Below are 23,139 nucleotides of genomic sequence, written 5' to 3'. Positions count from 1 at the left end.
CTCATGCTTGCTGCTCGGTCTCGACGACGAGTGTGTAATCAACGCCTATGTGGAAGTCGCCAGAGGATCCGCGAATGGTCAGTATGTGACGGCCGGGCTGCAGCGGCTGGAGCCGCGCCCAGATGCCGCAAGCGTAGGATGTGGCCGTTCCCTCCTCGCCTGTCAGAGGGTTGCCCGCCACGCCGGTCACAGCAACGTTGTCGTCTTCTATCTGTTCAGGCGTGACCAGCTTACCGTCGAGGGCGGCTCTGCCTTCCGCGATGGCCATGAACTCCTTGCACGACGCCTCGGAACCGACCTGATTCACCAGTGGGAAAACAATTGGTCGCCCCGCGGGAACCCTGCATGTCCGCTGCAAGCTATCGCCGAAGGTTCCGGCGAGGAACCATACATCCTCTGGCTGGTTCCGGTCGCAGAACTCCCCGGTCGTGTCCGTCACGGGGTTCGTGCTCTCGCCTTCCGAGGCCGCCCAGGTCCACCAGCGTCCCTGGATCGTCTCTGCCGACGAGGCGACCGGTTTCGGAGAGGTAATTCTGTCCGCACTGCTCTCTTGAGCTACCCCACAGCTGGCGAGGAGACCAACGGCCAGCAGAAGCGGTATAGCGGATTTAGGAGACATCCGGGAATCATAGACCCGAAGAGCATCTACCCTTCCGTACGGATCAGGTGGTCAGGTGTCGTATGAGCCGTCCCATGGTTCGTAGAAACCGATGGTGTCCGGGTAGAGCTCAGCGTGTTCGGTGCCTTCGAAGGTCTCGATGACGAGGCCGAACAGCACTCCGTCGACGACGTGCTGGAAGGGGCGGATGGCGATGTCGCCGAAATGGAGGCCGGGGAGGGTGTCGAGCCACTGCTTCCGTTGCTCTTGCGCCGCGTCGACGGCCGTTCGGTGATTGTCGTCGGTTCCGGTGCGCTCGATGCGGGAGTCGAGGTGGTGGCCGGCGGCGTCGAAGGTGTGCAGGACGGCGTACCAGCGCTTGTGCGCGGGCCAGTCGTCGGTGATCGTGTAACCCTTCGGGGAAGGCGGCGACGATGGAGCCGAGAAACTGGCCGCCCTCCCAGTGCCCGATGGTGCCGGTGCGGTAATCGGGCTCGTACTCAATGGGGATGATCTCGGGGACTGTCATGCGCGGGAGAGTAGCGATCGGGTACGACAATGCCTCTGCACTGTGCGTGATCTTGCTAACGGAAGTGCTAACACCGTTCCTGGACGCGAGTGGACACCCACAGAAGACGATCAAGCGTGAGGCGCTTCTGAGCAGGTCTTTCTGACGCCGGTAGACGCCCCTGGACGATTTCGAACTGGCTACGGATCAGAAGGTTGGGGTTTCGAGTACCTCCGGCCGCACAGCAGCAAGAAGGCCCCTGAACAGGCGTTACGCCGTCAGGGGCCTTCTTGGTTTCTTGATCGTTCGGGCCTCTTGCTGGCACCCTTGCTACCAGGGCGTCTCTCCTATTCACCGATGGCATCCACGAAGACATCAGCTGCAGAGGCTTCCGCCGCCGCCCAGATCACAGGGCGTAGACCCGCAGCGTGATGGACGGATCAGCATGGCCGAGCCGAACGGCGACGACGTGGACCGGGACGTCGGCCAGGAGCGCGGCTTCCTACTACCAGAACGGGAGGTTGGATCGGCGATCTTCCACGGCGTCGTAAACCATACGCAGCCATGGTTGACGAACCTCCGGAAGTCGTGCCAGCGCGTGGAGGAACATTTCCCGGTCGAGCCGGAACGGGCCGAACGGCAGCGGCGGTGGAGGGTCATCGCGATAGACGCCGTCGGGTAGCCCGCCCGACGCGGGGCGAAGCCGCCGATTGCGGCTGAAGGCCATATACATCCACACATCGGCAGCCAGTGGCACCGCTGCCTCCGTGCTGGACGACCATGTCTCCCCAGTCTGCGGGTGCCGCGGAACCAAAGCGATGTCCGTGACGGTGGCGGGCAGGCCCGGCCCGGCCCGGGCCAGGCTCTTCGTCGGCGGCTCGGTCGGGAGCAGGGCATCGAGCGCCGGACGGAACGCATCGGCGACAGGACCATTGGGAACCACGACCCGTGCACCGCCCGACGCGGCCAGCAGGTGTGCCAGCGCCACCGAGACCGCTGCCTCCCACACCGGGCTCCACGCCCCGATCGGATCAACCGGCGGTCTCTCCGGCTGCTCCCGCAGTTCCTCCCAGCTGAGCGCTCGGCGGGCGGGCGCATCGACGTCGAGGGGACGTACGGCGCGCGGGTCCAGCCACACCACCTGCCAGTACGAGCAGTCGTCGATGAGGGTGGCCACGGCATGCCCGCACTGCGCGCACGCCAGGTTGGGGCCGTTTCTGCTGTCCAGACCACAGCAGAGGCCGTCGCACCGCTCCGGAATCAGCACGGTCCCGCGGACGTCACCCAGCGCGACCGCGACCGCTCCCGGCGGCCCGTACGACAGGGCATAGGTCGGCGCGTACACACCGCGGGCTTCTGCCTCATCCGCGCCGATCTCCTCCCACCGCCGCCACGGCGGGCCGGAGGGTTCCGGGTTCACCGCGTAGGTCCCAGGCTCCATGAGCACGGGAAGTAGTGCGTGGCCGTACTTCTGATGGGCGTGAGCGGGGAGCGCGACCTGCGACACGGGTAAGGTCAGCGAGGCATCACAGCCCGCACACGTGAACACGATCATGAGCCCTCCCACGTCACGGTGCTTGGATCATCTTGGCTCAGAGCCAATCTTGAGAGAGTCGCTCGACGCCGATTCAGCGAAAGACCACGCCGCATCTCACGAGGGATGAGGAGTGCCGTACAGCAGCCGATACAGCAACACCGCCTTACAGGATTACCCTCCACCGACCCGCAACCACCATCTGAGCAGGGCGAGACGCCGTTGACGAGGCATTTGCCCTTGCCTACGGATCAGAAGATCGGGGTTTCGAGTACCTCCGGCCGCACAGATGCAGGAAGGCCCATGAGCAGGCATTACGCCGTCAGGGACCTACTTCGTTGTAGTGCTCAACCGGCCTCTTCGGTGTCTGTGGGAGCCGGCCTGGGAGCCAAAGGCACAGGTCCGCCCAGCAGAGTTCCGGAGATCGCCTCCGTCGCCGCACGCTTGTCGCCCTTCATCAGAAGTAATGATGACGTCGGGTATCGGAATCTTCTGGATGCCTCTGTTGATCAAAACTTGCGATCTTGCTCTGGGAGGTAGGGGCTGAAATGGTCGGCGACGATCCCCGCGATCGCGGCGGCATCGCGGGAACCGTCGACTTCGATCACATGGATGCCGAGCTGGTGGGCGGTGCGGATGGCGTCCTCCGCGACGAGGCGATCCCGGGTGAGGCGGTTGGCCTGTGCGCGGGCCGGATCGCTGACGCGGTGCCCGAGCGAGGCGGCGCGCGGTAGTTCTTGGAACTGGTGTCGGCGGAACTCTGGCGTGGGCACCATGACGACCATCCGGCGCGGTGAGTCGATGATGGGTGCGACGAGTTCGGGGCGGAGTCCCCAGCCTTCGGCGATGATCGGGTGACCTGAGACGAGCGCGCGCAGGTCGTCCAGGGCCCACTCGAACCGGTCCGGGAAACCGGCCAGGGTCGCGGTGGCCATCTCTTCCGGGGTGGTGTGGACCCACAGCTTGTCCGGGTCGGGCTCGGTGGCGGGCTCGCCGAGGTCGACGCGACGGGCGATCCGGCGATCGTTGTGACCGCGGGCGTCGTGGTAGTCGTAGTGGTAGACGGTGATGCGGTATTGGACGGCCAGGAGCCGGGCCACGGTCGACTTTCCGGCCCATTGGCCACCGCCGATCCACAATGCGCGGTGCAACGTACCGAAGGGATCCCAGACTTCGCTGTCCGCAAGGGGGTTATGGCTGGTCATCTGGCGTCCTCCCATGTTGAGGTGCGGCGGCTGATTTCGGCGGCGTAGTCGGCCCGGTCGCCTGCGGACAGATGTTGCCAGGCGACGTCGGTGTGGATACCCATGGTCCGGGCGAGGATCGCAGCGGGGATCTCGGTGGCGAGTTGGAAGAGCGCGGTGCTGCGAACCTGGTTGGCCGGATCCCGAGCGGGTTCAGTCGCTGCGTCAGCTGCGCGGTGCTGATCGGCTGTCCCGGCTGTCCGCCGGAGGGCTTCGAGCCCGGGATGGAACGAGTCGGATGGAGGGCCCAGCACCTCATTGAGGCGCTGGTTGATCAAGCACCGGACGCACTGGCCGGGGTGCGGGTAATCAGGGTCGCTGCAGGTGGGGCAGACGTGCCAGACCTTCGGGGCGGTCATGAGGCTGGCTGATCACCACTCGTCCCAGCCCGACCATGCGTACCAGGGCCCGGAGATCGGATCGAGCTGATCCATGTCGTCCTCGGGCATCTGGCCCGCCGGGCTCCACACGAAACCTGCCGATGTGCTTACCAGCCAGTCATCGATGCTGAATCGAGCACCGCCGCCAGGCGTCGCCTCTGACCAGCAGACCGGATAGAGACCCACCTGCCGGCATTCGTGCGAGGAGGTGCCACTTCGAGCCACGGCCTGGGCGTGGTCGGCCAGAGCGGCCTGCGACAACGCGAACCGTACCCGGAACGGGACGTCGGCGGTGATCGCCAAGAAGGTGCAGCCGACAATGATCCACGGCATCAACCAGCGGAGCAAGTGCGCGGACACCGCGTCGACGTCAGCTACAAGCGCTGCGATGCCCGTATGATCCCCAGTAGGCAGACCGAGCCGCCCACGAAGAACGCCCAGAGGAATAGTTCGACGTACAGGTACGGTGCGCTGGCCCACCACAGGCACACGAGCGCCGTGAGCGAGAACGCCGTGAGCAACGGCCATCCGGGCGGCTTGGTGATCACGGCGCTACCTTAACCACTCGCCGGGCAACACCAACAGCTGGCGTAAACGCAACGGGATCTGACGGCCGCTACCGATCGAGTGTCTTGGGGTTCACTCCGCATGAGAGGCATCCGCAGAGGAGAGTGAACCGTGTGACCGAGATCCGCATCCTCTCGTTCGCAGCTTGGCGAGGAGGTCACTATGTCGGCCTGGCGGAGGTCCTTGCTTCCCTTGGTGCCTTGATCGAGGGCTATCGCTGGCAATTGATCATCGACTGGCTTGTTTCTCCGGAGACCGGGGCGATCACCGAGGCCGCGGCGAACTCACTGGTGACCACGAATCATCTCATCGACCTGTTCAGCGGGGACTGTCAGCTCATCGATGGAGAGCTCATGGGCTACGCCGACAGTCAGCCGGTGCCGGAGGTGAGGATCCGAGCGTTCGACAGCGGCCACTGGGATGTGCGGACGGGCAACTCCGAGCTGTTGAAGAAGATCATCGTGCTCTATCCCGACGCGCATGAGCTTCCCGAGTGGTGAGTCCGCGAGACTCACCACGAAAGGCCTCTCAGGAGCATCCTGGAGGGCCTTCGTCGGTCGGTCCGCGTGGGCGATTGCGTCCAGCGGTCGCCGAATAGTTGTCACCCAGCCGTGTAAGCATCTCCTGCGTGGCGGCTTGGGCCAGCGTCATTCCCATCGAGCCCGAACGATCCCGTCCTCATCCGGCAGGACCGCGACGAGCGCTCCGAGCTGGTCGACCGCGTCGACTGGATACACCCCGCAGCGATCGGCCTTGCGGGCCGCATCCAACCAGGCCGACAGGTCATCGTCGTCCAGTAGGTAATCGTGGCGGAGCCGCCCCGTGTCCCTGTCCTCGATCAGGCACATCACGCCGACGACCGAGGAGTCCGCATCGAGCAGGAGCCGAGCCTGTTCTGCGATCTCGCCCATGCCACTGTCGCTCACCTCCAGGGGGGCGCCGATGAAGGCAGTGACCAGGGCGCGAGGTTTGAGCGCGGCGCGGACCCGGGCGATTCCGGTTCCGAGGGTCACCAGGTGCCAGCGCCAGGTGTTGTAAGCCCACATCTCCAGCAGAGGTAGCTCCCCACCTGTCTGGGCCGCCAAGAGCTCCACCTCCGCCCAGAACCGCTCATCCGCCGACCGATACGGCGTCGGATCCTCCAGATCCAGGTCATAGGGAGAGATGAAGTCCTCCTCCACGAAGAGCCCCAGCCGATGCCCCTGGTCCACCGCCTGAGAGCAGGGTTGGTGACTGTTGACGTAGAGGTAGTAGTCCCAGCCGACCTCGGCGCTGAAACGGCCTTCCGCCTCCAGCCGGCACCACACACCGTCCTCGCGCAACATCGCCCGCACCAGCTCCAGCCCCGCCGCGAGCGATACCTGCCGACCGTCATAGAACTCCTCCGCCAACAGGCCGGAGGTCGCCGGACCGTAGCCCGGTAGCAGAGGCCCGGGGGCGAAGTCGCGACCGAACAGGGGAGTACGCACAGCCAACTCGGTGATCCCCGACTCCTGGGCGAACAGCTCCACCGCCTTCAGGTAAGCCGCCTCCACCTGCTCGTATCGCTCACGCGTGAGCACCTGGCCATCGAAGACCTGACCGATCTCACTGATGCAAGTCCAGTCGTCCCCGATGAAGGCCCCGCTCTCGTTTCTGAGCCGCGGATCGTACTTGGTCACTCTGAACCGGTAGTCGAGCATGCCCCATCGTCCTGGAAGGTGAGAATCTCGACAAGATCAACAAGAGTGGCCCTGTCAGGCATCAGCCGAAGCAGGACACCGGTCGAAGCTTCGCCGGATGAGACCCCCGATAGTGTTAAGGCGTCAAGCGGCGATGAGAACATCGGACGCGAAGGCGTGGTCGGCGGCCATATGAGTCCGAGCCGATGGTCATGCGGTTCCTGGCCGGCCGCCATCGGAAATCCTGGCAGATGGCCAAGGAAACCACTCGATCATGCCCATGCGCCGCAGTACGGTCTAACACTTGGACGGATTGAAGAGGGGAACCGCAATGAGCTCCGTCACCTACGTCGAACCTGCTGAATCCGAACCCGAGATCGCGCTGATCGGCGGTGACGTCACCGAGGGTGTCGTGCGCGTCGGCAACACAGTGCGGCGTCCGGTCGGCTTCAACGCTCCGCTCGTCCATGCCTTGCTCCGCCACCTGGAGGCGGTCGGATTCGCGGGTGCTCCGCGATTTCTCGGCATTGACGCGGCCGGACGTGAGGTGCTGACGTTCATCACCGGCGAGGTCGCCGGACGGCCGAGGCCTGCGTGGATTGCCGACGAGGCGCGGCTGGCCTCGGTCGGCCGCCTCGTCCGGGCCTACGACGACGCGGTCGCCGGTTTCGTCCTCCCCGCGGGTGTGCGGCCCGCCTCCGGACTCGTCGAGCAGCCAGACATGCCGCCCGCGCCACCCTATCCGGCCGAACTGGTCGGGCACATGGACTTCACACCCGACAACATCGTGTTCCAGGACGGCAAGGCCGCCGCGCTCATCGACTTCGACCTGGCCAAGCCGGCCTCCAGGGTCGATGAGGTGTACAACGCGATGCTTCACTGGGCCCCGCTGGGTGACCCCGTCGACGCCGCGCCGCTGCTGCAGGACGTCGACGTGCCGCGCCGCTGCCGGATCCTCGCCGACGCCTACGAGATGCCGGACACGGACCGTTCCCGGCTCGTCGAGGTGGCCGTCCTGCGGTCAAGGCGGGCATGGTTCTCGATGAAGCAGATCGCCGAGGAGCAGGGCGGCGGTTGGGCGCGGATGTGGCAGGAAGGCATCGGCGATCAGATCAAGCGGCGGGAGGCGTGGTTGGAGCGGAACGGGGCGGCGATCGAAACGGCGTTGACCGCCCCATAGGCTCCTTCGCGACGGGAGCAACGACGGTCTCACCGGCCTCGGACAGGCGGTTCCGAAACGCGGTGACGTCGATTTCACCCGAAGGGGCCTGCCCTGGAACCGGCCGGTCCTCATGGCCGAGCAGAAGCAGCCCTGGCCCGGGCCGGCGAATCGCGTCTGGCGTTGCAGAGCAGGGCATGAATGCCGAGGCCTCGCATCGCGCGGCGGCCACGGAAGGACGTAGCCGTTTCCTGCCGTTTCGCCTACGGTGCTGGCGTGCGAACTCGGGCACAGGAAATGGTACGGCCGTTGGCGGATGTCATCGCGGCGGTCGCCGTCGTCGGGATGTTCTGGGTATTGCCCACGGTTGGCGCCGCTTCGTGGCCGCGGATGGTGGCGGGATCGGTGCTGGCGGCAGTGACCGCCGGAGCGATGATCTTCCGGCGGCGGCTGCCGTTCGCAGCGACGATGACTGCCGGGGCCGCCACTTTCCTGGGCAGTGTCCTGGGGATCTGCCAGGATCCGATGCTGGCCGCGGCCTGGTGCCTGTATCCGCTCGCGATCGAGCGTGCGCGGCGTACCCGTCTCGTGGTCGCGGTGCTGACCGGCGTGTTCGCGGCTCTGGCGCTGGTTACCGGCGTACCGGAGGGGGATGTGCGCGGCCTTGGCGAGCTCAGGGATGACCGTCCTCACGGCGGTCCTCGTCGTGCTCCCGGACTACCTCTTCCAGCGCGCGGCCGCCGTCGCTGACGGCGATCCGGGCATCGGCGGTGCGAGCGCGGCTCCCTGCTTCAATCTGCGTACAGAAAATCTCCTGAGGGGTGTCGTTCGGCGGAGTGAGATCTTCCACGGCCGCGCAACCCGCCGGCTGGCAGACGTCGAGGTGGGCGCACCCTTCGGTGGTGCCCTGACAGAAGTCGACCGGGCGCCGACCGTCGTGGTGAGCCCGGCTCCGGGAGCTGAGGAGGCACCGAGGCCGTTGTCACCGGAAGCTCGAAGTAGGCGACCGAACGGCCCTTGCCGGGGCAGGTACGGCCTGAGATGCTGACGCGGTGGATCCTGTATCGCTGATCGTGGCAGCGCTGACGGCGGGCGCGGTAGCGGGCGCTCAAGGCACGATGACGAACGTGGTGACCGACGCGTACACAGGCCTGAAGGCGTTGGTGCTGCGTCGCTTCAACGGACAGGCGGCGGGTGAGACGGCCCTGGAGAGGCTCCAGGACAATCCGGAGGCCTGGCGTCCGGCGTTGACGGCGGAGCTGGAGCGCGTAGCGGCCGGTGGCGACGCCGACCTGGTGCAGGCGGCGCAGCGGCTGATGGAGATGCTGGATGCCGAAGGCACCGAGGCGGGCAAATACCAGGTAGACGCCCGAGGCGCCCAGGGTGTGCAGATCGGCGATCACGGCACCCAGCACAACGCCTTCAACGCCGCCCCGCCCTCCGCCTGATCCCGGTCGCCGGGCCATGCGCGTTCGAGGGGCCGTACGTGTCGCCGTCTCGCTGGCCGCCGCCGGGGGATGCGTCTGCGTGATCCTCCGTGTCACGGGTCTTCTCTCCGGTCGGCCGATCGGCGCGGCCGACAACACCGACGGGATCAGGCTTTACCGCGGTGCGGGGCTCATTCCCGACACGGCCGACCGGCGCTCGGACTGGAAGAACGGGGTCGTCGTCCATTTCACCCGCGGCGTGCCCAGTTTCGATCCCATTCCGTCGGCGGCACTGAAGATCCTCCGGGCCGCCGTGCGCGGCCACCCGGAACACTGGTCGCTGACCCGGCTCGGCGGGACCTACGCCCTGCTTACCGGCGCGGTGGCCGGGGCCGCCGCCTGGGCCCTGTCCGCTGACGGACCGGCCCGGCCCCTGGTCCTGCTCCCGATCCTGCTGCCCCTGGCCGACCGTGACTTCGCCCGGTTCTTCATCTCCACCTACTCCGAACCGGCCGGGCTGCTGGCCGTCGCCGCCCTGCTGTCCGGAACCGCGATCCTGGCCGCTAACCGGCCCGGTCAGCGCGTCGAGCGGGTGGTGGGGCTGGCTCTGACGGGCGGAGGCGGCCTGCTGGCCGCCACCACCAAGAACGCTTACGGGCCGCTGCTGCCGCTCGCCGCGGTGGTGTGCGCGGAAAGTGGACGGATCGCCGGTTACGCGGTCGCCTCGGCGATCCTGGGAGCCGCCGTCAGACCGGTCGTGACGGCGCAGCGCTGGCAGTCCCGGGCCTACCACGGGGTCAACACGCACAACCTGATATTCACGATGCTGCTCCCCGAACTGGGCCCTGGTGCGACCGTCGCCGTCGGTCTGCCGCCGGAAGCCGCCGCGTACTCCGGTCACGGCAGCTCCGACGCAGAGGGCGTTCCGCTGGACCCCGATGCCATCCCCGGCTGGCGGGCCGTCATCGGTGACGACCCCGGCGGCGCTCGTAACGCCGCCTACCGGTATCTCGCCCGGCATCCGGCGGCGCTGGCCCGCGCGGTCGGCGTCGCCATGCAGGCCACCCAGGGCCGGGGCATCGACTACCTGCGCGACGATCCGCTCCCCGCCGGTGCGGACATACCCAAGAAGGTCACCCCCACCGGGTCGATGGGCCACGATGGTGACGCTCTGCGTGCCTGGCTGGACGGCCTGCCTGCCCCGTGGCACCCGTCGCTGCTCGCCGCGTTGGGGATCGCCATCGGGTCGGCATCACTCGCGGGCCGGCCTCGGAGCGACCTCGTCCATGTGCTGATCCGCGTCGCCGGAGTCAGCGCGGCCGGCGCCGTGGGGGTCGCCGCGCTTGCCGTGGTCGGCGACGGCTACTACGAGATCGCCAAGCATGTCTGGCTGTCCGCCTACCTGCTCGACGTCACCGGTGCCGCGCTCCTCGGCGCTGCGGCGGCGGCCGTGGTCAGCGGGGCATGGTGAGTCCCGCTATCCGGGGGTCTGGACGCCATCCGGTTGCGGCATGCCGCAGCTGCCACGCCTCGGACCAGGCCCCGGTCACCTGGCGTACGGACGACCCCTCCTCCGCGTCCTCCCGTACCGTGATCTCCCCCCAAGGGACGAGACCGCAGAACCAGTTTCCGGCGGCGATGTCCGACGCACTGAACCGTACCGGCCCGGTCCGCGCACCGATGTAGGTTCCGAGGTGCAGATAGGTCAGGTCGAGCCAGCGGCCTGCCCCCAGCCAACTGCCGCTGCTCAGCATGCTCCGCACACCGAACCCCGGCGTGCCGTCGCGTTTGCGCACCGTGAACTCGTTCAGGTGGGGGCCGGTCCGTTCGATGTGCCGCGGCAGCGGCCGGTAGTCGTGGACGACGCCGTCGGGCACCAGTGTCCACTCCTCCTGCCGGTCACCGGTGACGACCAGCCGCCTCGGCACCTCGGGCGGAGACGACGGGACATCGAACCGCAGCCGCAGGAACGGTTCGTCCCGTTCGCTGTTGCCGGCGATGCCCGCCGCATGCGCGATCAGGGCGCGGGAGTCCAGGGTGCGGGAGTCCATGGCGCGGGGGTCGTCGTTGGACGCGGTGAGGAACGCCTCGCCGAAATGGCGGTAGGGGCCTGCCGGTTCGACTCCCTCCGCGTACCAGACGAAAGCGACGCCTTCCAGGTCGGGGCAGTGCACGAAGTTGGCGAACTTGACGCAGCGGACGCCCACGAAAGAGCCGTCGACAGCGGAGAAGGCTCGGTAGCAGCTCACATGCGGGCCGGAGTCGAACATGGCCTCTCCGTCAGGTCGTGGCGTCCCTGACGCCGTGCGGCAGATAGCGGAACAGGTAGACACCGGCCTCGCCCACCGTGCACAGGAGCGGCTGGTCGGGATGCCAGGCGAGGTGCAGCAGCGGGGTGACGACGCGCAGCCCGCACCAGGGTTTCTCGCTGCCCGGACGCCACAGCCTGAGCCGGCGCTCGCCGATGTCGGTGGTGACGAGGGTGCCGTCGGGCATGAAGACGCAGTCCGTGACCCCGCTGGTATGCCGTGCCAGGGTCTGGCGCAGCCGGCCGGAGGCGACGTCCCAGATCTTGCCGGTCCGGTCATGGCCGGCCGAGGCGAGGAGGGCGCCGTCGGGCGAGAAGGCGCAGCTGCTGACAAGGTTGGTGTGACCCCTGAGGACGGTTCGCGTCGTGCCGGTGCCGACCTCCCAGAGACGGATGGTGTGGTCGTGGGAGGCCGAGGCGAGGAGTGCGCCGTCGGGTGAGAAGACACAGGCAGAGACCGCCCCGGTATGGCCGGTGAGGGTTCGCAGCGGTTGTCCGGTGGCCGTGTCCCAGAGCCGAACCGTGTCGTCGTGGGAGGCCGAGGCGAGGACGGTGCCGTCGGGCGAGAAGGCGCAGTCGGCGACCGCTTCGGTGTGCCCGGTCAGGACGGTGCGGGCCGTGCCGGTGACGGTGTCCCAGAGGCGGATCGTGTGGTCGTGGCCGGCGGTGGCGAGGAGGGTGCCGTCCGGTGAGAACGCGCACCCGCTGACGGTGTCGGTATGGCCCTCGAACATCTGCCGCAGGTCACCGGTGAGAACGTCCCAGAGCCGTACGGTCCTGTCGTGCCCCGCGGTGGCGACGACCGTGCCGTCCGGTGCGAACGCGCTGGTGTACTGCCATCTCAGCGCATGCTTCGACTGCTGGGAGCCGGCCCCGGTCTGCCAGAACTGGAGCTTCCAGTCGTGGCTCGCGGTGGCGAGGAGGGTGCCGTCGGGTGAGAAGGCGCAGGAGGTGACCGATTCGGAGTGGCCGGTGAGGGTTTCTTGTTCTTGGCCGGTTGCGATGTCCCAGATGCGGGCGGTCAGGTCGTGGCCGGTGGTGGCCAGGAGGGTGCCGTCGGGTGAGAAGGCGCATGCCAGCACCGGGGCCGTGTGGCCGGTGAGGGTTGTGACGGTTCTGCCCGTCACCGTGTCCCACACGCGTGTCGTCCGGTCGTGGCTTGTGGTGGCGAGGAGGGTGCCGTCGGGTGAGAAGGCGCAGGAGGTGACCGATTCGGAGTGGCCGGTGAGGGTTTCTTGTTCTTGGCCGGTTGCGATGTCCCAGATGCGGGCGGTCAGGTCGTGGCCGGTGGTGGCCAGGAGGGTGCCGTCGGGTGAGAAGGCGCATGCCAGCACCGGGGCCGTGTGGCCGGTGAGGGTTGTGACGGTTCTGCCCGTCACCGTGTCCCACACGCGTGTCGTCCGGTCGTGGCTTGTGGTGGCGAGGAGGGTGCCGTCGGGTGAGAAGGCGCAGGAGGTGACCGATTCGGAGTGGCCGGTGAGGGTTTCTTGTTCTTGGCCGGTTGCGATGTCCCAGATGCGGGCGGTCAGGTCGTGGCCGGTGGTGGCCAGGAGGGTGCCGTCGGGTGAGAACGCGCACGCCGACACCGCACCCGTGTGGCCGGTCAGGATCTTGACGGTTCTGCCCGTCACCGTGTCCCACACGCGAGCCGTCCGGTCGTGGCTCGCGGTCGCGACGAGCGCGCCGTCCGGAGAGAACGCGCAGTGGCTCACCCCGTTCCGGTGACCGGTGAGGGTACGGAGGATCACCAGGCCCGGTTGGTCCGGCAGCGGCCAGGCAGGCACCAGTTGAGGAGAGGACAGCTGGTGGCGGTAGGCGTCCACCACGGGCTCCAGTGCCGGAACACCGCTGAGATAACAGTAGAGCGTGGCGTCCAGGGCCGTCGGCGGGTCGCCCGGCGTGAGCAGCTCGGCCATGGAGCCGAGCGCGCGCCGCAGGGACTGGGCGATACCGGTGGGCACCTCCACCAGATCCACCTCGACAGGCACCGATGACCCGAGGTTCGCGATCTTCGCCGCCACCCACCGGAGATCGCACACCAGGGCTTCGCGCTCCTCCTCTCGCCCGGAGCGCGCCAGATGGTGGGGCAGATGGTGCCAGAGGTACGGGGCGTCCGGAGGAAGCGCCCACCAGGGCGACGCGGATTCCGGCGTCGGCGGCAGCAACTCGGCGGCCGACCGGACCATCAACTCGTGCCGGAAGGCGAGCTCCTCGTCCGTCAGCCGGTGCCGGAGGTAGGAGCCCAGGATGTCGTGCAGCCGTACCGCGGGAGCGTCGTTCTCCCAGCCCGGCAGGACGAGTCGCAGCCGGACGAGCCGCGCGCGGAGCCTCTCGGCCTCGGACGCCATCAGGCCGCCGGTGGTATGCCACAGGCGGGACAGCAGTTCCGCCGGGATAGAGGTGTCCTCGGGAACGACCGCCAGGTCGAGGTAGCGGTCCTGTTCGTCTGGCGCGAGCAGGGCAAGGCTGGCATCCACTGTCGCCCTGACCGCGTGGCTCCGGCCGTCCTCGTCGCCCAGGTCCGTGTCGAACGCGGCAGGGCCGCCGGCCTCCAGCCGCCGCAGCACCCACTGCGCCGCCTGCCGTACGGTCGCCCCCGCGGCGAGCTGGTCGGTGAGCGCGGCGTTCACGAGGCTCAGCAGCAGTGGCCATCGGCCGGTAACGGCGACGAGCCGGGCGAGCAGGTCGCGGGGCACCTCGCCCACCCCGTCGGTCAGCGTGGTGATCGCCTGTTCGGTCGTCATCTCGTCCACGAGGACCGAAACCCCCCTCCGAGGTGCGACGCCCGCGTTGCGGGTGGTGATGAGGCGCCGGCAGGACCGGCCGCCGATCATGAACGGCGCGAGCTGCTCCGGCCGCCACACATCGTCGACCACGAGGAGGATCGGGCCGCGGGCGTCCAGGAGCTCGCCGAGCCGTCCGCCCGCCGCCTGGGGATCGGCGGTCTTGACGACGTCTCCCGACAGTATCTCGCATAACCCGCTGATCAACCCGGCCAGCCGCGCGCCGTGGCTGTGCTCGCCCACCGTGACCCAGAGCAGTCCCCCGGTGAAGCGCTCGGACACCCGGGGGTCCTGGCAGAGCAGCATGGCCAGCGTGGTCTTGCCGAACCCGCCCGCACCCTCGATCGCGGTGGTGAGCGTCGTCGGTCCCGCGTCGTCCCTGGTCACGCCGGCGAACAGGGCGGTGTAGAGATCCGGCCGGGCGATGACGGGACCGGTCGGCGCCGGCGACATCCACGGCCGGAGGATCTCCGGGCGCGGTGCGAAGACGTTGACCTGAACGCCGCCGTCGCCTATCTGCACGCCCTGCGCTTCACGCGCGTCAATGGAAGGAGGAACCGGCTCGCCAATGGCCATCGGCAACCTGATCATTCATCGGTACGGAGGACACGCCGGATGGCCACTGCTGGCCTTGGTACGTTTCATGCAGCGAAATTAAGCTTAGTGATCCTCATCGTTTCTGAGAAGTGCGGGCCGCTGATAATAGTGAATCAGCCGTGGCTTATGATCACGAGTTCCGGCGATCTCCGGGAGGTCATCCGAGTGATCTAGACGGGCGAAGCAGCGGAGTCGCCGATCACTGTTGATCGTGAAGGAAAATCGCGCCGTGAGCTGTTTTCGCTGAAACGAGCACAATTTCCGCTACCTGATCAGGTGGGCGAAATAAGGGTTTTATGGCACTATTGCATGCCGGATATGATTGGTTGTCATCCCGAAGTGGCGATCGGCTTTCCCGCTTGCGCGTGCTCATACCGCGACTTCCCTACCGGCCGCGGGGGTGTGTGCGGCCGGAGTGGATATCGGCGGGGTCTACGACGCGTCCTCCGGCCGCCGCCACAGCAGCGCGGCGGCGGCGCGTGCCGTCCGGTGGTAGGGCGGCAGCTCGTCACCGCTCCAGTACACCTCGACCTGTGGAGCGTTCTCCCCCATCTGGACCAGCTCGCGCTGGGCGTCCATGGCCAGGTCCCAGGCCGGGGTGCCCGGGTCCACCTCGGCGAGGTAGACCCGCCGCGCGTCCTGCGGCGGCTCTCCCGGTCCGAACCGCCAGGCCCGCCAGACCGCGACGACGCCGGCGTGCTCGGTCAGGGCGTCGACCACGAGGTCGTCCGTGAGGTCGGTCGGCCCGCCACGGGCATCCTCCGGATCCGGAGCGGCCGGGACGGGTGTCCCGGCGGACGCCGGAGCCTCCGGCAACGCCGGGACGAAGAGATGATCCGTCTCCGGGATGACCTCGGAGATCGGTATCCGCCGCACCGTGGCCGGCTCCTCCCCGGCTCCGAACTCCCCGAGCGTGGCACGCAGGATCTCGGCGTCGGCCGTCGTCAACGACACGCCGAGGCCGGCCGTCGCACCCGACAGCGTGTCCGGGAGGTAGGCCAGGTCGCCCTCGGCCAGCATGGACCGGGTGTGGGACACGAACTCGTCGGGGACACGGCCGCCCAGCCGGAACAGCAGCCGGTGCAGGCCCTCGAAGATCCGTCTGACCGCGTCGTCGGGCTCACGCGGCTCGGCGGCCAGGTCGCCGTCCATCACTCCTCCTCCATGATGAGGATGTCGTACCTGTCCGGAACCTTATCCAGCTCGCCCCGCCGGACCAGGTCCTCCGCGGTCCGGGCCAGTGAGTCGCGGATCTGCGCCTCCAGCTCCGGGTTGCGCACCTGCCGGCCGTGCGAATGGGGCGGCAGCAGGACCTCTCTGTCTTCGGGGTGGGTGGAGAAGATCGAGATGTCCCGCCCGTAGCCGCCGGCGAGCTGCCAGACGACCAGCACTCCGCGGTCTCCCACCAGGTTCTTCGAAACGTACTTCACGGCTACTTCCAGGCTCAGGCTCAGGCTCAGGAACTCGCGTGTCGTCCCGTGCGGGAACAGCCTCGACCCGTAGATGGGCGAGTGCACCGGGGTCAGCCAGTCTCCCCGGTAGGCGAGCACGGGCCGGTCGGGGGATCCGACGGGGGGAAGCTGCATCAGGGCGTCGTGCGCCATGTCGGCGTGCCAGCGCATCTCGGCGGCCAGGCGCGGCATCACGTCGCCGAGGCGTTCGCGGATCTCACGCCAGGCGGCCCGCTGCGCGCTGCGGGCCTCCCGGATCCGGTTCTCGGCCTGCCGCGCCTCCGCCCTGCGGCCCGCCGCCCGATGCTCCTCCCTTTCGTGTTTCGCCTGGTCCATCGCATGGGCGGCGTCGACCCATTTCCGGGCCGTCGGGTTCAGCGGTGACCGGGGGGTCAACGGGCCGTCGCCCTCGTGCAGCAACGGCCGCAGCAGGAACGAGAGCGCCCGCCCCTTGCCACCGTCTTCGGCGAGCTCTCCGAGATAACCGGCCAGCCGCCTCTCGACCTTCAGATCCATGACTTTCCGTACGGCCGCCTCGGACATGCCGCCGGTCCACAGCCGCGTCCGCGTCACGTTGTTGATCAGGTCGTGGCTGGGCCGGGTGTACACGGTCAGCGCCATCATGTGTCCCGGCGACAGCCGTTCTCCCATCGCCCGCACACTGGCCGGGTCCAGCGGGTCGGCGCCGTTGCGGCGCAGCCAGTCGGCGAGCGCCGGATCGGTGACGAGCCCGCTGCCGAACTGCTCTCCCAGTCGTCCGGCGATGTCCCGCACCACCGGGAACCGCGTCTCGGCGAACCCGTCGGGATCGGTGGCGTGGTGGAGGTATCCGGTCTCGTGCGGGAACAGTCCGCCGGGCAGGATCTCGGTGCGCAGCGTGTGCAGGTCCATGCCCGGCAGACCGCGGTACAGGTCCACGGCGCTGGCGCGGGCGGACGGCCAGGTCGCCAAGGGTTCGAGGTTGGCGAGCTGTGCGCCCCGCACGATCTCGAACAGCGAGTGGTCCCGGCTCGGCAGCATCCAGCCCAGCAACGCACCGAGGAAGCGCTCTCTTGCGATCCGGTCCATGCCGAGGAACTCGGCCGCCACCATCATCCGGGTGGCCGTCGCCGAGATACCGTCGACCACGGAGTGACCGGCGTCGGTGGTCAGCCTGGCCCATCGGCCGGAGGTGTTCTCGTGCAAGGTCCGGCCCTCTCGCCAGGGCAGCGGAGCGCCCGGGTGCAGGGGTCCGTCGGTGCCCGAGTCGGCGAACGCCCGCTCGAACCGGCCGAGAGGAGTGCCCTGGCCCTCGTAGTAGGCCGGAGTCGTGATGAGCCCGAGCCGCTGCTGCTCTTCGGGGCTGCGGAGCTTCCGATACGCCTGGCTCTGGATCACTTCGGCGAGGTCGCGCACGCCCCGCTCGGACAGCATGATGACGTTGCCGGTCTGCAGCGGGTCGCGGGCGAATCGCGCTGTGCCCATCAGCCATGTGTCGAGCTTTCCGAGGACCACCCGGTGGACGCTGCCGTCCAGTTGCCGCCGCGTGCGTTCCAGCAGGTCGAGGTCCATGCCGGCGGCCCGCGCCTTCTCCCAGTGGTCCAGGTCGAAAACGTCGAGAACGACCTTCGTCAGGGTCCGCGGATGGCCGTCGTTGAAGTAGGCGGCGTTGTAGAAGGCCGTCATGAGTTCCCGCAGGTTTCCGTGCGCGAGCAGCTTGTCGAGCGTGACGCGGGTGCCGACCTGTCCGGCGCTGAAGGGGGCGTCGTCGCGGAAGAACACCTCCTCGACCCGTCGTGCGAGGTGGGCGGGGCTCTCGTCCGGCGCCTGTGAGGTGAGCGCCGTGAGGGTGTCCCGCATCCTCCGCACCGCCGTGCGGGCCGCCTCCAGGGTCTGTGGATCGTTGAAGTAGTGGGCGCCCAGCCGCTGCTCGAACCGTTCGACGTCGGCCGCCCACCGGGGGTCGGTGAAGAATCCCTCGAAGGCGAACGGGACGCGGGCCAGGTTGTGCGAGGCGCCCGCCGGTGCGGGTCGGCTGCGCTCCGCTGCCCACGGCGCCGTCCCGGCGCTCTGCCCGGCGGGACCCGCCGCATGGCCGGGGGAGTCACCGCCCGGTATCGCGTGCGCCGGGACGGCGCCCAGGCCATCCGCAGCCGAATGGGCAGGCCGGTCCACTCCACCGCTCAAGAAAGTGTGACGTCCCGCTTCGGGAGAGGCGTCGCCGGGCGCGGTGCTCCGGGCAGGGCCGGACGCCGGGTCGGAAACGATCGCGTGGGGACCGGCAGCGGGTGGGGTCGCGTCCCCTGGACGGAGGTGCGGGGTGGTCAGGTGTGGAGTGGTCAGGTGCTGGCCGTCGGCGCCCAGACCGGCGGCGACCCCGCTCTTGAGGATCAGGTCCCAGTCCAACGGCTGACCGTCCAACTTCAGGCCGGCGGCGGTGGTCGCCGCCCCGGTGATGCCGTACTGCACCGCCCGCCCGGGCAGGGTGCTCATGAGATGGGCCAGCACCTTCTCCCCCAGCGCCGCCTCCGCCCGCAACACTCCCGCTCGCAGCGCCGGCGTGGCCAGCCGGCCGAGCAGGCCGCCGAGCAGGCCGGTCAGCAACCCGTTGATCGCGCCGTCGCGTACGGTGGTCGCCAGTTGGTCCCAGTCGATCCCGTCCCGCCGTCCCCCTGCCACCTGGGAGTACTGCACGCCGAGATCCAGCGCCGCACCGAAGGCGGCGAACACCGCGATCAGGATCGCGGTGTTCTTCGCGATCTGCAGCACCGTCATCCGGGTGACCTGCAGGACCGACCTGAGCAACCACGGCGCCTGCCAGATCACCACGGGCAATACCGTCAGCAGTAGCAGCACGATCAGAGTGATCATGCGTTCGGCGTACTGGATCGCCACGCCCACGCCGTTCAGCGCGATCGCCGTGTCGATCAGCTGCTTGACAAGGTCGGCCTGTCGGCCGCCCACCTTCTGCCGGACGTGCCGGACGAACGCCTCCTGGGCCGCGCCGTCCCACCGATCACCGATCAGCTCCGCCAGGACGGCATCCGCCGCCGGGGTGCCGGCCACCACCCGGTGCGCCGCGATCACGCACGCGTCGGCCATCTGGAAGCAGCCCTGTGCCTGTCCCTCCGGCCAGGCCGTCCCGGTCACCCAATCCACGTACGGTCGCAGCGGCTCCGGCACCACGCACCCGTCGAAACCCACCTGCGACCCCTGTCAGATCTTCGATGAAGACGGATCGTCCAGGTGGCCGTACCACTCTCGCGACCGGTAGTCGGTCGCGGACGTGCTCAGGCCCTCGCTCGTCCCGTCGAGTTCGGCGAGATACCCGTCGAAAGCGGTGAAGATCTTTTCCTCGATTCCGGGCAATTTCCTGGCCAGCTCCACTCCGTACACGTCGTGGCCCAGGGAGGCCCGATCCCGGTCGAAAGCCTGCCGAAGGTCCTCTCTGGCCTCCGCTGCATCGTCACGGTGACCCCTGACGACCGAGCTTTCGCGCCGCAGTGCCTCCCATGCGACGAAGTAACCATCCCGGTTCATGCCTGACCCGGTTGAGACAGGAGCGGCTTGAGAGCCGCCCTTTCGCCGAACAGCTCCTCGATCGGTACGTCGTCAGGGGTTGACAGGCCCGTCAGCTCCTTGTGGAACGGCTCACCCACGGTGATCCACCTCTCGTGTCGGCGCTGCGGTGAATGTAAGTTAGTGAGCTCGGGTGACATGTACGTGATCATCTGGCCACGTGCGATCGACGGCAGGGTGACTTGTAGATCATCTACTCGCGGGCCAAGCGGGCTCAGGACCGGCGCCGCCGGCCGACCGGCCGCTGTGCGTCCGCAAAACCGTCAACCTCTGGGGGCTGGAGCGGCCCGGAGGGCCTTCGTCGGTCGCTGCACAGCACTGCCGTCCGGCATCACGCCCTGCTGACCGGCCATTCCGTCGTCGACATCGGTTCCCGCTGTGACGGTCAGGTGTCGTCGACGCGGCTCCGGCCGGAATCACCCCACCGGTTTATTCGAGCACGATAAGTCCCATGGCCTCGGCCAGTGCTTTCAGAGGATGATCGACGGTAACGTACCCATTGATTACTCGATCCGCTGCACGGGACGACGCGACCTCGGTCATGTCTTCCGGTTTTCGCCGGCCATGCCAGAGAGGACAGGGGTAGCAAGGTGAAATGCGCCGACCGAAACCGCCGGGTTGTCATTGTTGGAGCGGGTCTGGGAGGCACCGCCACCGCCATTCGTCTTCTTCGTTTCGCCAGGGAGCCTTTGCAGGTCGTGTTACTCGAGCGGCGCCCGGAATATCGGGGTGCCGGAGTGGCGTATCACCGGGCGGGCAACCACTGGCACCACGTGTTCAACATCCAAGCGGGCCGCATGTCGGTGTTCCGGGAGGACGTCGACGACTTCGTTTCGTGGGCCAACCACGAAGCCGACCGAATCGACTGGCCTGCGGAGTGGCGGAGTTTCAAATTCACCGAGTCCGGGCCCGCTCCCCGCCGAATCTACCCCGACTATCTCGCCAGTCGCCTCGCCGAAGCCGCTCGCGAAGCGTCGGAGGGCGTGACCCTGGTCGAAGCCGACGGGGAGGTAGTCGATCTGGAAGTCCTCGGTGACCACGTTCACGTGGTCGTCGAAAATCTTTCCCCGTCGGCAGGTGGCGACGGCACCGACCGGACGGTCCTCGAAGCCGACCATGTCATTCTCGCGACCGGGCTCGAAACGAAGCGCCCGTTTTTTGCGGCCGGTGTGATGGACCACCCCTCGTTCGTACGGCACCCGTACTCGGAGACGGGGATCGAGCGATTTCTCGGCCTTCGGCAGGACGCCGTCGTGGCCGTCGTCGGTACGCTGCTCAGCGCGTACGACTCGGTGACGCTTCTGCTGCGCCGCGGCCACACGGGAAAGATCTACATGATCTCTCGCTCCGGCCTGACGCTCCGCACCTATCCCCCGGATCATCAGCACCGCGTCCTCACCCTGCCGCCGCCGCGACTCCACAATGACGTCTACGAAGGGCGGGAGGATCTCGTTCGACGGTTCAAGGACGAATGGGAGCGGGCCTGCGCCACCGTGGCCCGCGATCATCCCGAAGTGTCACCAGCCGTGATAACAGAACGAGTCGCCAAATCGTGGGAGCCCTATCTGCCGGAAATCCTGGAGCGCGTACCGTCTTCCGATCTCCGCGCGCTCCTCGACAGCTACGGAAGTCTGCTGGCCATCCTGCGAGTGGGCGCGGTGGCTTATACGACTGAGATGGTCGATGCCGCGATGGCCGACGGCAGGCAGGTCATCCTCACCGCCGGGAGAGTCGAGGAGATCCGTAGCACCGAGGCGGGCACGCTGGTCTTGTCCGTCGCGGGACAGGCTTCGACGCAGACCATCGAAGCCGATCTCGTGATCTCCAACTTCGGCCGGGAGTCCGACTACGAGCGGGTCGACTCACCACTCTGGGCGAACCTGCTGCGCAGAGAGATCGCCCTGCCGCATCGGCGCACCGGACGGGGAGTCGAGGTGGACGGCCGCGGCAACCTCGTCGGACCGACGGGCGACCCCACCGGCCCGATCTCCGTGATAGGCGGTCCGCGCGAGGGCGACGAGATCGTTCGATACGGGCGGGCGGGGGCGTTCGCGTTCAACCTCGCCGCGATCAAGAACCACTCGGTGGAGGTCGCGGCCACCGTGCTGCACCGGCTTGAGTCCTGTTACGACGAGCAGGCCGACGATGTCGCCGCGACGTTGGCCGGCACCCCGGACCGGGAGGCGAACGAAGCGGCCTTGCATGCGATCATGCTCGACGTGCGGCGCATGGCCGCTCGGCGGCGCGGCGACCGCCAAGCTCTGGCGACCCGCCTCGAAGAAAGCATTCAGGCGATTCAAAATATCACTGCTCGGAAAGGTGGAATTGCCGCGACGGATCGCACATTGCGGTTCGCCGTAAGCGCTGCCGCCACGGTGAAGCTGAAAGATCTTTCCGTGACGCCGCGAGATCTTCGTGCTCTTCTCGGACTTGCGGAACCGGTGGATCCGGGTAACTGAAGCGGAGGTGTTTCCGTCCGCGGAGTCGATGAACCAGGTGATATACGGATCTTCCGCGCGGTGGCTGTCATTTTTGCCGGCCTGCATTCCTTCGTGCCGCTTGAAGCGTATCTTGCGCGGTGTCGTCATCATGGTCATCGAAAAGCACCGGGATCCGCCGGAGTCGTGGAAGCCGCCAGTCCAGGCTAGCGCGATTCAACAGCCGTCAGACGCTTCTCGAATGCGCTCCTGACATCTCGATCTTTCATCTGTATTGGCCATGAATAAGACGCGTCCGATCAGCAGCCAAGAAGACGCGTGGTCGGCCGGACGACTGCGAAGCTCGTGTCATGACTCCACCGAATGCAGTGGATCGTGGGCAATGTCGAGGCACTGATGCCGCCGGTCGCTCAGACGATGTTCAGGGACGACTTTGCCCAGGCACCGTACTCCGCGCTGGAGCGGCGGGTGGAACGAACGGGTCGCCATGAAACCACCTGTGCTTTCGCCGTCCGTAATTCGACCGGGAACCAATGGAAGGTTGCCGTGAGTCCTCGCGAAATTCCAGGGATTCTGCTGGCCGGTTCGTCGTCGACGAGTGTGCGCGGTGCCTGCAATCACACCAGGAAACCCGTCGACGGTTCCGTCCTGGTCGTCGAGGCGCTCGGCCCGGACCTTTACGACGCCATCATCGCCTCTTCCGCCGTGATCTGTTCCCGTGGCGGTCGAACCGGTCACATGCAGTCCCTGTGCCGCACCCGAGGAATTCCGGTCCTGCGCGTTGCCCCGTCCGATCTCGCCGATCTCGCCGGGCTCGTCGGTCACGTCACGGTTCGGACCGATCGCCAGTCGGTCGTGCTCGGCGAAGCCGAATCCTCTGGGCATCCTCCGGAATCCTCGGTCGTCACCCCCGATGATCTCAGCTC

At 67.7% G+C, this 23,139-nt stretch carries 19 protein-coding genes and 1 pseudogene; 7 read left to right on the top strand and 13 right to left on the bottom strand.

Annotation, left to right across the window (positions count from 1 at the left end):
• Nucleotide 1 precedes the first annotated feature (1 nt).
• From OHA77_RS19825 to OHA77_RS19795, 7 genes are all read right to left on the bottom strand, one after another.
• On the bottom strand, nt 2-619 hold the full coding sequence (locus OHA77_RS19825; RefSeq protein ID WP_406319557.1) for a signal protein: 618 nt from the start codon (nt 617-619) through the stop codon (nt 2-4).
• 51 nt (nt 620-670) lie between these two features.
• Nucleotides 671-1,102, bottom strand: coding sequence for a hypothetical protein (locus tag OHA77_RS19820; protein WP_406319556.1), 432 nt, complete (start codon nt 1,100-1,102; stop codon nt 671-673).
• A gap of 509 nt (nt 1,103-1,611) precedes the next feature.
• Entirely contained in the window at nt 1,612-2,661 is a 1,050-nt protein-coding gene (locus OHA77_RS19815; protein WP_406319555.1) for a hypothetical protein, read from the bottom strand.
• A gap of 488 nt (nt 2,662-3,149) precedes the next feature.
• Nucleotides 3,150-3,845 (bottom strand): hypothetical protein, encoded by a 696-nt coding sequence (locus tag OHA77_RS19810; protein ID WP_406319553.1) that lies wholly within the window; start codon nt 3,843-3,845, stop codon nt 3,150-3,152.
• On the bottom strand, nt 3,842-4,243 hold the full coding sequence (locus OHA77_RS19805) for a hypothetical protein (protein WP_406319551.1): 402 nt from the start codon (nt 4,241-4,243) through the stop codon (nt 3,842-3,844). Before OHA77_RS19805 ends, OHA77_RS19810 begins: the two co-directional genes overlap by 4 nt.
• Nucleotides 4,244-4,255: 12 nt before the next feature.
• Nucleotides 4,256-4,612, bottom strand: coding sequence for a hypothetical protein (locus OHA77_RS19800; RefSeq protein ID WP_406319550.1), 357 nt, complete (start codon nt 4,610-4,612; stop codon nt 4,256-4,258).
• Between the two features lie 26 nt (nt 4,613-4,638).
• On the bottom strand, nt 4,639-4,812 hold the full coding sequence (locus OHA77_RS19795; protein WP_406319548.1) for a hypothetical protein: 174 nt from the start codon (nt 4,810-4,812) through the stop codon (nt 4,639-4,641).
• 132 nt (nt 4,813-4,944) lie between these two features.
• On the opposite strand from OHA77_RS19795, the gene OHA77_RS19790 reads away from it, so the two are divergent.
• The gene (locus OHA77_RS19790) at nt 4,945-5,331 is read left to right on the top strand and encodes a hypothetical protein (protein ID WP_406319546.1); all 387 of its coding nucleotides are present in this window, start codon (nt 4,945-4,947) and stop codon (nt 5,329-5,331) included.
• 147 nt (nt 5,332-5,478) lie between these two features.
• Here the strand turns inward: OHA77_RS19790 and OHA77_RS19785 are convergent, their stop codons facing one another.
• Nucleotides 5,479-6,513, bottom strand: coding sequence for a hypothetical protein (locus tag OHA77_RS19785; RefSeq protein ID WP_406319545.1), 1,035 nt, complete (start codon nt 6,511-6,513; stop codon nt 5,479-5,481).
• A 310-nt stretch (nt 6,514-6,823) separates the two neighbouring features.
• Between OHA77_RS19785 and OHA77_RS19780 the strand changes: the two genes are divergently transcribed.
• The 4 genes from OHA77_RS19780 (at nt 6,824) to OHA77_RS19765 (ending at nt 10,549) form a co-directional block, all read left to right on the top strand.
• Entirely contained in the window at nt 6,824-7,672 is an 849-nt protein-coding gene (locus OHA77_RS19780; RefSeq protein ID WP_406319543.1) for a phosphotransferase, read from the top strand.
• A gap of 288 nt (nt 7,673-7,960) precedes the next feature.
• Nucleotides 7,961-8,401 (top strand): hypothetical protein, encoded by a 441-nt coding sequence (locus tag OHA77_RS19775; RefSeq protein ID WP_406319542.1) that lies wholly within the window; start codon nt 7,961-7,963, stop codon nt 8,399-8,401.
• Between the two features lie 302 nt (nt 8,402-8,703).
• Complete coding sequence (locus OHA77_RS19770; protein ID WP_326826807.1) at nt 8,704-9,099, top strand: hypothetical protein; 396 nt, start codon at nt 8,704-8,706, stop codon at nt 9,097-9,099.
• A 16-nt stretch (nt 9,100-9,115) separates the two neighbouring features.
• Nucleotides 9,116-10,549, top strand: coding sequence for a hypothetical protein (locus OHA77_RS19765; RefSeq protein WP_406319540.1), 1,434 nt, complete (start codon nt 9,116-9,118; stop codon nt 10,547-10,549).
• Here the strand turns inward: OHA77_RS19765 and OHA77_RS19760 are convergent.
• From OHA77_RS19760 to OHA77_RS19740, 5 genes are all read right to left on the bottom strand, one after another.
• Nucleotides 10,533-11,348, bottom strand: coding sequence for a hypothetical protein (locus OHA77_RS19760; RefSeq protein ID WP_406319539.1), 816 nt, complete (start codon nt 11,346-11,348; stop codon nt 10,533-10,535). The genes OHA77_RS19765 and OHA77_RS19760 overlap by 17 nt on opposite strands.
• A gap of 10 nt (nt 11,349-11,358) precedes the next feature.
• Nucleotides 11,359-14,691 (bottom strand): NB-ARC domain-containing protein, encoded by a 3,333-nt coding sequence (locus OHA77_RS19755; RefSeq protein WP_406319537.1) that lies wholly within the window; start codon nt 14,689-14,691, stop codon nt 11,359-11,361.
• Between the two features lie 507 nt (nt 14,692-15,198).
• Nucleotides 15,199-15,918, bottom strand: a complete 720-nt coding sequence (locus OHA77_RS19750) for a hypothetical protein (protein WP_406319535.1) — start codon at nt 15,916-15,918, stop codon at nt 15,199-15,201.
• Nucleotides 15,918-19,400, bottom strand: coding sequence for a hypothetical protein (locus tag OHA77_RS19745; RefSeq protein WP_406319533.1), 3,483 nt, complete (start codon nt 19,398-19,400; stop codon nt 15,918-15,920). The genes OHA77_RS19750 and OHA77_RS19745 overlap by 1 nt, the downstream gene beginning before the upstream one ends.
• Nucleotides 19,401-19,412: 12 nt before the next feature.
• Entirely contained in the window at nt 19,413-19,736 is a 324-nt protein-coding gene (locus OHA77_RS19740) for a hypothetical protein (protein ID WP_406319531.1), read from the bottom strand.
• A gap of 629 nt (nt 19,737-20,365) precedes the next feature.
• On the opposite strand from OHA77_RS19740, the gene OHA77_RS19735 reads away from it, so the two are divergent.
• Together OHA77_RS19735 and OHA77_RS19730 are read left to right on the top strand one after the other, a co-directional pair.
• Nucleotides 20,366-22,234: an FAD/NAD(P)-binding protein gene (locus OHA77_RS19735; RefSeq protein ID WP_406319529.1), complete on the top strand. Its 1,869-nt coding sequence runs from the start codon at nt 20,366-20,368 to the stop codon at nt 22,232-22,234.
• Between the two features lie 342 nt (nt 22,235-22,576).
• A pseudogene (locus OHA77_RS19730) lies at nt 22,577-22,930 on the top strand (hypothetical protein); the annotation flags it as partial.
• Nucleotides 22,931-23,139: the final 209 nt, after the last annotated feature.

Source organism: Streptosporangium sp. NBC_01639 (genome assembly GCF_045209755.1).
Lineage (GTDB): Bacteria > Actinomycetota > Actinomycetes > Streptosporangiales > Streptosporangiaceae > Streptosporangium.
This window is presented reverse-complemented; position numbering and strand designations above follow the sequence as displayed.